At 61.8% G+C, this 10,268-nt stretch carries 5 protein-coding genes and 2 tRNA genes; 1 reads left to right on the plus strand and 6 read right to left on the minus strand.

Features of this window, described 5'->3' with window-relative positions; genetic code table 11:
* Positions 1-203: 203 nt before the first annotated feature.
* The 6 genes from IFO71_RS10055 to alaS all read right to left on the minus strand — a co-directional run bounded on the left by IFO71_RS10055 (position 204) and on the right by alaS (position 8,272).
* Positions 204-3,323: an efflux RND transporter permease subunit gene (locus IFO71_RS10055; protein ID WP_192029499.1), complete on the minus strand. Its 3,120-nt coding sequence runs from the start codon at positions 3,321-3,323 to the stop codon at positions 204-206.
* 3 nt (positions 3,324-3,326) lie between these two features.
* Entirely contained in the window at positions 3,327-4,463 is a 1,137-nt protein-coding gene (locus IFO71_RS10060) for an efflux RND transporter periplasmic adaptor subunit (protein WP_192029500.1), read from the minus strand.
* Between the two features lie 211 nt (positions 4,464-4,674).
* Positions 4,675-4,751, minus strand: a tRNA-Arg gene (locus IFO71_RS10065).
* A 256-nt stretch (positions 4,752-5,007) separates the two neighbouring features.
* Positions 5,008-5,100: transfer RNA gene (locus IFO71_RS10070), tRNA-Ser, on the minus strand.
* 136 nt (positions 5,101-5,236) lie between these two features.
* Positions 5,237-5,446 carry a carbon storage regulator CsrA gene (gene csrA / locus IFO71_RS10075; RefSeq protein ID WP_192029501.1) on the minus strand — a complete coding sequence of 70 codons (210 nt, stop codon included), beginning with the start codon at positions 5,444-5,446 and terminating at the stop codon, positions 5,237-5,239.
* 189 nt (positions 5,447-5,635) lie between these two features.
* Complete coding sequence (alaS, locus tag IFO71_RS10080; RefSeq protein WP_192029502.1) at positions 5,636-8,272, minus strand: alanine--tRNA ligase; 2,637 nt, start codon at positions 8,270-8,272, stop codon at positions 5,636-5,638.
* A 257-nt stretch (positions 8,273-8,529) separates the two neighbouring features.
* Between alaS and IFO71_RS10085 the strand changes: the two genes are divergently transcribed.
* Positions 8,530-10,113, plus strand: coding sequence for a POT-type proton-dependent oligopeptide transporter (locus IFO71_RS10085; RefSeq protein ID WP_192029503.1), 1,584 nt, complete (start codon positions 8,530-8,532; stop codon positions 10,111-10,113).
* Positions 10,114-10,268: the final 155 nt, after the last annotated feature.

Raw genomic sequence — 10,268 nt, forward strand, 5'->3', positions numbered from 1 at the left:
CCATTCGCGCCGCGGCAGACGGTAGTCGAATGGGGGGGGGGGGCTGTCAACGCCCTTAGCATGCAAGTCGATCGATTGACTGTAAATGGAGTCAAACCCGTTCCAGTCCAGGTCCGTATTCGGGTCTGATCTGGGGGTCGCTGCTACGCGGACCGGGAGAAACTTGGCCCCTGCCGTCGCTTGGCCCTTGCAGGCCGAGCCAATCAGGCCGATGGCTCGGCCTGCATCTGCCACTTCCCCTGACGCCGCAGCAGCACCCGCCGCCCCCAGGCAAACAGCTGATCACGCCGGGTCTCCAGGCTGTCGTAGAAGGTCGGCACAACAAGCAGGGTCAACACGGTCGAGGTGATCACGCCACCGATAATGGCGATGCCCATCGGCCGGTAGAAGTCCGAGCCCTCACCCAGCCCGATCGCCACCGGCAGCATGCCGGCGACCAGGGCAAAGCTGGTCATCAAGATCGGCCGCAGACGCGCCTTGCCGGCTTCGATCAAGGCAGTATCGCGGTCGATGCCCTCGGCCTCACGCTTGCGGGCGAAGTCGATCAGCAGGATGGCGTTCTTAGCCACCAGTCCCATCAGCATGACGACACCGATCAGGCTCATCAGGTTCAAGGTGGCGCCAGTGAACTTCAGCGCCAACACCACGCCGATCAAGGACAGCGGCAGAGACAGCATGATCGCTACCGGGGTCAGGAAGCTGTGAAACTGCATGACCAGGATCAGATACATCAGCAACACGGCAACGCCGAGCGCGCCGAGGATGCGGCCGAACACCTCGGCCTGATCGCGACCGGCGCCGCCCACCGCCAAGTCATAACCCGGCGGGAACTCCATGCCGCGGGCCAGCGCCATCGCTTCACCAAACACTTCACCGAAGCTGCGGCCCTGCACATTGGCGGTGACCGCAATCGTATTCTCACGATTGAAGTGCTCGATCGCCGCCGGGCCCGAGCCCATGCTAATCGTCGCCACCTGCTTCAGCGGCACCACTTGATCGCCCTTGCTGACGATCGGCAGGGTTTCCAGGTCGCTGGCTTGGGCGCGATCCTCGGGCGATAGCCGCACTGTCACGTTACGGGTTTCGCCGGTCGGGTCGATCCAATCACCGAGTTCCACGCCAGCGAAGGCAACCCGCAGCGCAGTGGCGGCATCGCTCATCGAAATGCCCAGGCTGGAAGCCAGGCCACGATCCAGCTCCACCTGCAGTTCCGGCTTCGGCTCCTGGGTCGACAAGCCGACATCGACCGCGCCCGGCACCTGCTTCAGCTTTTCCATATACGCAGTGACCAGTTCGGTGAGCTTGCGCGAATCGGGCCCGCGGAACTGAATCTGCAGCGGCTTTTGCCCGCCGTTGTTGAGATCGTCGGCGACGGTGTACTCGGCGCCTACCAGGCGAGCGATATCGGCTCGCAGATCTTGAGCAATCTGTTTGGCACTGCGTGAGCGTTGATCCTGATCGACGAACTCGACCATGATCGAGGCCTTGCTGACATTGCCGTCGCTGCCGACCGTGGTCTGGGTGTATTCGGTTTCCGGCAACGCACGCGCCATAGCAGCGGCCTGCTCGGCCTTGATCCGGGTATAGGCCAGGCTGGAACCGGAGGGCGCGGTGACGTCAATGCGAATGGCGCCATTATCGGAATCGGGCAGGAAGCTAGAACCGACACTCTGGGTGGCGATCATGGCAAAGGCGCCGAGAAAGGCCGCAATCGCCAAACTCCACATCGACTTGCGATGGTGCAAGGCCCAGGCGATCACCCGCGAATAGGCTTCGGATTGACGGTCAAACCAGGCGTTAAAGCGCTCCAGGCCACGACCGACGAAGGTACGGTGCTTGACCTCGCCGTCTGGATCGCCCCAATAGGCCGACAGCATCGGATCAAGACTGAAAGAGATGAACAACGACACCAGCACCGAGGCAGCGACGGTCAGCCCAAACGGCTTGAACCACTGCCCGGCCATGCCGTCCATGAAAGCCACCGGCACAAACACCGCGATAATCGCCATGGTGGTGGCAATCACCGCCAGACCGATCTCCTTGGTGCCTTCGCGCGCCGCGGTGTATTTGTCCTTGCCCATCTCCATATGGCGCACGATGTTTTCGCGTACCACGATGGCATCGTCGATCAGCACGCCGATCGCCAGGCTGAGGCCGAGCAAGGACATGAAGTTGAGGGTGAATCCGCACACCCATACTGCAATAAAGGCGGCCAGCACCGAGGTCGGTAGGGCCAGCGCAGTGATCACGGTGGAGCGCCAGGAATTGAGAAAGATGTACACCGTCAGCACAGTGAGCAAGGCGCCCAAGGTCAGGGCCTCGATCACATTGTTCAACGAGGTGCGTACGTATTCGCCCTCGTTGAACACCACCTGCAGTTCCGCCCCACTCGGCAGCTGCGGGTGCAGCTGTTCGACCTTGGTCAGCAGTTCATCGGTCACCGACACCGTGCTGGCTTCGCGCGACTTGGTCACGCTAATACCCACCGAGCCCTGCCCGTTGAACAGCGAATAGCTGCGCTGTTCGGCGTGGCCATCCTCAATATTGGCCACCTGGCCAAGGCGCACTTCAGCCTCGCCCTGCCGTCGCACCACCACGTTCTCGAAATCGGCCACATCGCGCAGACGGCCCAGCAGGCGAATGCTCTGCTCTTCCATCCCACTCTCGACCCGCCCAACCGGCGCGGCCAGGTTCTGCGCACGCAGAGCGGCCAATACCTCGGCCACCGACACATTGGCCTGGCGCATGGCGGCGCTCTTCAGCTGCACGGTCATTTCGCGAATCTGCTCGCCATTGAGATCGACCAGGGCCACGCCAGGCACGGTGCGCAACTCGCGCGCCAACACCTGATCGGCAAAACGCGACAGCTCCATATGCGACACGCTGTCGCTGAACAGGGCGATATTCATCACCGGCTGTGCCGAGGGGTCGACCCGGCGCAGGTAAGGTTCTTTCATTTCGCTCGGCAGCTTGTCACGCACCGTGGCGATGCTGTCGCGAATCTCCTGCGAGGCCTCGATCAGGTTCTTGTCGAATTCGAAGATCACCACGATGGTGCCGACCGAATCTCGAGCGTAGGCGCGGATATCGCGGATGCCGGAGATGCTCGACAGCGAATCCTCGATGCGGTTGATAACCTCGCGTTCCACCGTCTCCGGTGAAGCGCCTGGATACGGAATGCTGACCACCAGCACCGGCGGCTGCACATCCGGCGTCTGGTTGGTCTTCAAGCGGGTCAGCGCGGCGTAGCCGAACACCATCAGGGCGATGGTGACCACCAAGGTCACCACCGGCCGTTTGATACTGAACTCGGACAGAAACATGGACTACTCTCCGACTGCCGCAGTCGCCAGTTCGGAGCCAGCAGGCGCATCGCCGGAAAACTCAACCGGCGCGCCGTCTTTCAGTGACCCCAGCGGATGACGCAGTACGCGGTCGCCAGCGCTCAATCCCGAAGTGATCTCGACCCGCCCCAGGCGCGCATCGCGTTCACCCAGGCTCACTTGTTGCCGGCGTAGGTTGGCATCCAGCACTTGCCAGACGAAGGCAGTATCGCCGTCGCGCAGCAGGCTGGACTCGGGCAGCATGATGGCCGGCCGACTGCTGACATCGATCCGGCCTTCGGCGTACAAGCCGGCGACCAGACGATCGGCGGCTTGCGGCGACAGGGCCACCAGCACCTGCACTTGCCGGGTCGCTTCGTTAGCCACCGGGTTCACCCGCTGCACCTGGCCTTCAAACTCCTGGCCGGCAAAACCGTTGATGCGGAATCGAACCGGTGCCCCGGTTTCGACCTTGCCAATCTGATCGGCGGCTACCATGCCCTCAAACCGCATGGTGTCGATGTCGAGCACGGATAACAGTTGCATGCCAACCTGGGCAGTGTCACCGGGCGACACCGTACGCGAACCGACCACACCGGCAAACGGCGCGCGGACCTCGGTCTTTTCCAGTTGCTGCCGCGCCTCCACCACCCGAGCATGGGCCGAGGCCAGTTCAGATTGGGCCTGATTGCGCTTGCCCTCGGCGGTTTCCACCGCTTCGACCGCTACCATTCCCTGCTTGACCATCGACTGCATGCGTTTGAACTGCCGTTCGCTCTGCTCCAGCGCCACCTTGGCAGCGCGCTCGGCTTCCTGCGCCGACAGCAGCTTGTCACGAATCGCGGTCGGGTCGAGCCGCAACAACACATCGCCCTTGGCCACTTCGTCGCCGTTGTCCTTCAACACATCGAGCACGATTCCAGCCACCTCGGCGCGCAGATCGGCCCGTAGTTCAGGTTGCAGCGAACCGCTGATCACCGGCCCCTGCGACAGCGCACTGGCCTCGGCTACCAATACATCCTGTTCCACCAGCAGCAATGGCTGCGGTTCGGCCGACTGCAGGTCAGTGGGTACGGCTGCCTTGCCACAGGCCACAAGCACGGCGGCCGACAAAGTCAAAAGGACAAGCGTCTTGTTCATGGAGCGGCTCTTGATCATGGGGTTCGGCCCGCGCCGCTGAGAAACGAAGGGCGCAGTGAGGCGGCATTTGGCCTGAGCGAAGGCATGCCGGCATGTGCCGGAGGGACTAGAGCCCCTTGGCGTTCAGCCCGCAGTGGGGCTCGGGAAAGCGAACTCGAACGCAGAAAGACAGAAGGCCGATGAGCTTGCTCATCGGCCTTCTGTCTGTATATGGCGCGCCCGGAGAGATTCGAACTCCCGACCACCAAGTTCGTAGCCTGGTACTCTATCCAACTGAGCTACGGGCGCGTTGAGCCGGCAATTATGTGGATCTCGCCCGACTTCGTCAACAGATTTTTTCGATCTCACGTAGTGCGAGCCTGGCCCGCCATTGAGCGCCGCCATCCCGCCCCGCCATCGGCGGGCCAGGGCCCTACATGCTGGATCGCGGCGGGGCGGGCGTGCAGTGTTTGCCGAGCATCGCTCCGCGCAGCACCGAGCGCCAAGTTGCTTGCAAGCAACCTGCTCGGCAATCACGAACTAATCGCCACTTCCCGTGGGGAAGTGGCGGAGAGTGAGGGATTCGAACCCTCGATAGAGCTTTTGACCCTATACTCCCTTAGCAGGGGAGCCCCTTCGGCCTCTCGGGCAACTCTCCGTTCTTTGTTTCGATCTCGGCAGATCGCTGCCACCGGCATGGGCCGGAATGTGGCAGGACGCGAAGTCTAGCGGGAGACGCGCTCCCGGTAAACCCCAAGCCACCATCTTGATGGATGAGACCGGTGTTGTCTAACTCAAGATTCAGCGCTTGGTTCGCCGGACGAGCCATCTGCCGGCTCATCATCGCGGCGAATGCGTTGATAGATCTCTTCTCGATGCACCGATACGTCTTTCGGCGCATTGATGCCAATACGTACTTGATTACCTTTGACGCCCAGCACCGTCACGGTGACCTGGTCGCCAATCATCAGGGTTTCCCCTACCCTTCGGGTCAGAATCAGCATGTCGCGTCTCCCTCGCTCGGCGCCCGATGCACCGCCCCGATACTGATGCCGCTCAGTTTCGGCACCCGCTCCCTTTCGCGATCTCCTGACCGAGACCACTCGTTCTCGATACTAGCCGAGCGTGCGCGGCCTTCGCAATCTGCAGTGCAACCAAGACGGGCCGAAATCATCGTCCCGTCCTGATGAGCCTCAGTTCAGCGCCGAACTTACCCAATCGGGCACTTCACTCAGGGCTTGCAACAGCTCAGGGCTGTCATCGCCGCCGCCCTGCGCCATATCCGGACGACCACCGCCCTTGCCGCCGATGCGCGCCGCCACCTTGCCGACCAACTCACCGGCCTTCAATTTGCCCAAGGCCGCGCCGCTGACGCCAGCCACCAGCGAAGCCTTGCCATCCTTGCCGGCGGCCAGCACGATCACCGCATCGCCTAGCTTCTGCTTCAGTACATCCACGCTGTCGCGCAGCGACTTTGGATCTGCGCCTTCCAGCTTGGCCGCTACCACGCGAATGCCGCCGATATCCTGGGCAGTGCTGGCCAGATCGCCAGCGGCTCCGGCAGCCAGCTTGGCCTTGATCGCCTCCAGCTCTTTCTCCAGTTTCTTCTGTCGATCGAGGATCTGCTTGATCTTGTCGACCAGATCAGCGTTGGAGCTGCCGGTCAGTCTGGCCAGATCACCGACCCGGCTCTCCAGCGAAGCCACATGTTCAAGGGCACCCTGCCCGGTGACCGCCTCGATGCGGCGCACCCCAGCCGAAATACCTCCTTCGGAGAGAATCTTGAACAGACCGATATCGCCCGCCCGGTGCACGTGCGTACCACCGCACAACTCAACCGAGAAATCGCCCATCTTCAGCACACGCACGTGTTCGCCGTATTTCTCACCGAACAGTGCCATTGCGCCAAAATCGAGCGCTTCCTGCATGCCCATATGATGCACTTCGGCCTCGGCATTGGCACGAATCTGCTGATTCACCCGATCTTCGATCTGCGCCAGCTGTTCCGCCGTGATCGGCTGGAAATGGGCAAAGTCGAAACGCAACCGGTCCGGCGCCACCAGGGACCCTTTTTGTGTCACGTGCTCGCCCAGCACTTCGCGCAGCGCGGCGTGCAGCAAATGCGTCGCCGAGTGATTGAGGATAGTCGCCTGACGGCGCTCGCCATCGACACGGGCGGAGATCAGATCACCAACGGCAATGGCGCCACTCAGCACCGACCCCACATGCCCATGAAAGGCAGCCGACAGCTTCTGTGTATCGAGCACCTGGAAGCGATCGTGTTTGGCATCGAGCAACACGCCCTGATCACCCACCTGACCGCCGCTCTCCGCATAGAACGGTGTCTTGTCCAGCACCACGACGGCTTGCTGCCCAGCCTCGACGCGATCGACAACGACACCGTCGCGCATCAGGGCCATCACCTTGCAGCCATCCGCTTCCAACGATTCATAGCCAAGGAACTGGGTCGGATGCAACTTAGCCACCAGCTCCGATGGCAGAACACCGGCCGAGGCGAACTTGCTGGCTTCGCGGGCACGTTCGCGCTGCTGCTCCATCGCCGACTCGAAGCCTGCCATATCCACCGTCAGGCCGCGTTCGCGAGCGATGTCGGCAGTGAGATCGACCGGAAAGCCGTAGGTGTCGTAGAGGCGGAAAGCATCGGCGCCAGGAATGCTGCCCTGGCTGCGCTTGGCCACTTCATCGAAGATCTTCATGCCCTGATCGAGGGTCTCGGCAAAGCGCTCTTCCTCGGCCTTCAGCGCCTGCGCCACCAGATCCTGCTTGGCGGCCAGTTCCGGATACGCTTCGCCCATCAACTGAACCAGTGGCTTCACCATCTTATGGAAGAAGCCACCGCGCACCCCCAGCATCCAGCCATGACGCAGGGCGCGGCGAATGATTCGTCGCAGCACATAACCACGCCCTTCGTTGCTGGGCAACACACCGTCGACGATCAGGAATGAACAGGCGCGGATATGATCGGCGATCACCCGCAGCGACTTGTTTTCGAGATCCGCGGTGCCAGTGAGTTCGCTAGCCGCCTTGATCAGCGCCTGAAACAGGTCAATCTCGTAATTGCTGTGCACATGCTGCAGCACGGCCGAGATGCGCTCCAGGCCCATGCCGGTGTCGACACAGGGCGCCGGCAGCGGCACGAGGGTGCCATCGGGCTGACGATCGAACTGCATGAACACGTTGTTCCAGATCTCGATGAAGCGGTCGCCGTCTTCATCGGGCGAACCCGGCGGACCACCCGGAATACCCTCGCCGTGATCGTAGAAAATCTCGCTGCAGGGGCCGCAGGGGCCGGTATCGGCCATCTGCCAGAAGTTGTCCGAGGCGTAGGGCGCACCCTTGTTGTCACCGATGCGAATGATGCGCTCGGCCGGCAGCCCGATATCCTTGTGCCAGATATCAAAGGCTTCGTCGTCGCTGTGATAGATGGTCACCAACAGTTTGTCGGCCGGGATTTTCCACACCGCAGTGAGCAGTTCCCAGGCGTAGGCGATGGCATCCTTCTTGAAGTAGTCGCCAAAGCTGAAATTGCCCAGCATTTCGAAGAAGGTGTGGTGGCGAGCGGTGTAGCCGACCGAGTCGAGGTCATTGTGCTTGCCGCCGGCGCGCAGACAACGCTGTGATGAGGCGGCGCGCTTGTAGCTGCGCTTCTCGCCGCCAAGGAAGACGTCCTTGAACTGCACCATGCCGGCATTAGTGAACAACAGCGAGGGGTCGTTGCCCGGCACCAGGGGCGCCGACGGCACCACGGCGTGTCCCTTGGAGCGGAAGAATTCGAGGAAATCGGTACGGATGTCGGCGCTGGTTTTCATGGGCAGGATCAAGATGGGAATACGGCTGACCGTTCCCGCGGTGCGAGACGGCAAATGCCTTCCAGAATACCTAACAGATTGCTGAAATACTCGTTTCGTCGTCACGGCTGGGCGTCCCAGGCAGGGCAAGCGGGCCGACCAAGCGTGCAAGTGCCTGATTTCCGGCCACAGTCGCGCGGCCGCGGGCGCCGGCACGGTCTGCTAAAGTTCCGGGCCTCCCGGGGAAGGCTTCGATGATGAGCGCAAGCAACCAAACAATGAACCCGAACGGTGCGCCGACACCCAGCAGCGGCCGCCTGCCGCGGCAGATTCCGTACATCATCGGCAACGAGGCCTGTGAGCGCTTCAGCTTCTACGGCATGCGCAACATCCTCACGCCGTTCCTGATCACCAGCCTGCTGTTGTACGCCCCGGAGGCCGAGCGCGCCGGCATCGCCAAGGACGTATTCCACTCCTTCGTCATCGGCGTGTATTTCTTCCCCTTGCTGGGCGGCTGGATCTCCGATCGCTTCTTCGGCAAGTACAACACCACATTGTGGTTGTCCTTGGTCTACTGCGTCGGCCATCTCTGCCTGGCGCTGTTCGAAAGCAACCGCAGCGGCTTCTATTTCGGCCTGTTTCTGATTGCCTTGGGTTCGGGCGGTATCAAGCCACTGGTCTCCGCATTCGTTGGCGATCAGTTCGATCAGACCAACAAGCACAAGGCCAAACTGGTCTACGATGCCTTCTACTGGACAATCAATTTCGGCTCGTTCTTCGCCTCGCTGCTGATGCCACGCATTCTGGCCGCCTGGGGCCCGGCCTGGGCGTTTGGCATTCCCGGCATTTTAATGGCGATGGCAACGCTGATCTTCTGGCTCGGCCGCCACAAGTACGTGCATGTGCCGCCGTCGCCACCTAACCCTCATTCGTTCATTCGCGTGGTGCGCACGGCCCTGTTTGCACCCGGTTCGCATGTCTATGGACTGGCTTGCTTCTACCTGGGTGCGGCTCTTGCCCTGGTTACGCTGTACTTCACACCGCAACTCAGTGTGGTGACGGCCCTGGTATCGGCCATCGGATTGGTAATGCTGTTCGGCGGCATCGGCACCTGGCTGCAGCTTGATCGAGCCCTGCAGCAACACCCGCGGGAGGCCGTGGAAGGCGTGCGCGCCGTGCTGCGTATCCTGATCGTATTCGCCCTGGTGACCCCGTTCTGGTCTCTGTTCGATCAGAAGGCGTCGACCTGGATTCTGCAGGGCAATGCCATGACCATTCCGCACGATAGCTGGTGGTGGCCGAGCTGGCTGGTGCAACAGCCGGCGCAGATGCAGGCCTTGAATCCGTTGCTGGTGATGTTGCTGATTCCGTTCAACAACCTGGTGCTTTACCCAGCATTGCGCAGGGTCGGCATCGAACCCACTGCGCTGCGCCGGATGGGCTTGGGCATCGCATTTTCCGGCCTGGCGTGGGTCGTCGCCGGTCTGATCCAGCTATCAATCGACGGTGGTGATTCGGTGTCCTTGGCCTGGCAGATCGCGCCCTATGCCCTGCTCACCTTTGGCGAAGTGCTGGTCTCGGCCACCGGCCTGGAATTCGCCTACAGCCAGGCGCCGTCCTCGATGAAGGGCAGCATCATGAGCTTCTGGATGCTGTCGGTGACCTTTGGCAATCTCTGGGTACTGCTCACCAATGAGGCCGTCCGCAACGAAGCGGTCACGGCACAGATTGCCAGCACCGGCATGAGCGAAACAGCCTTCCTGATGTTCTTCTTCGCTGGTTTCGCCTTTGTGGCAGCAGGGGTATTCGGGCTATACGCGAGGAAGTATCCGGTGATGGATCATTATCGAAACGCGGGTTGAGCGCGCCCTCGGCCAAACCGAGTGGCGTGGGGGCTAACCCGGATATTTCATGAGGGGGCGCGGATGATCACCGAGGACTTTGCGTCGAGTGCAAGGCGCGACGAGCCCAAGTGGTGGGCCCACTTGGGCGAGATCGGGACGCAGTCCCGCGTAGC

Source organism: Pseudomarimonas arenosa (assembly GCF_014841215.1).
Taxonomy (GTDB): domain Bacteria; phylum Pseudomonadota; class Gammaproteobacteria; order Xanthomonadales; family Xanthomonadaceae; genus Pseudomarimonas; species Pseudomarimonas arenosa.

Coding starts and splice junctions, on each gene's coding strand:
- IFO71_RS10055 (WP_192029499.1), bottom strand. CDS start 3,323: ATGTTTCTGTCCGAGTTCAGTATCAAACGGCCGGTGGTGACCTTGGTG.
- IFO71_RS10060 (WP_192029500.1), bottom strand. CDS start 4,463: ATGAACAAGACGCTTGTCCTTTTGACTTTGTCGGCCGCCGTGCTTGTG.
- csrA (WP_192029501.1), bottom strand. CDS start 5,446: ATGCTGATTCTGACCCGAAGGGTAGGGGAAACCCTGATGATTGGCGAC.
- alaS (WP_192029502.1), bottom strand. CDS start 8,272: ATGAAAACCAGCGCCGACATCCGTACCGATTTCCTCGAATTCTTCCGC.
- IFO71_RS10085 (WP_192029503.1), top strand. CDS start 8,530: ATGAACCCGAACGGTGCGCCGACACCCAGCAGCGGCCGCCTGCCGCGG.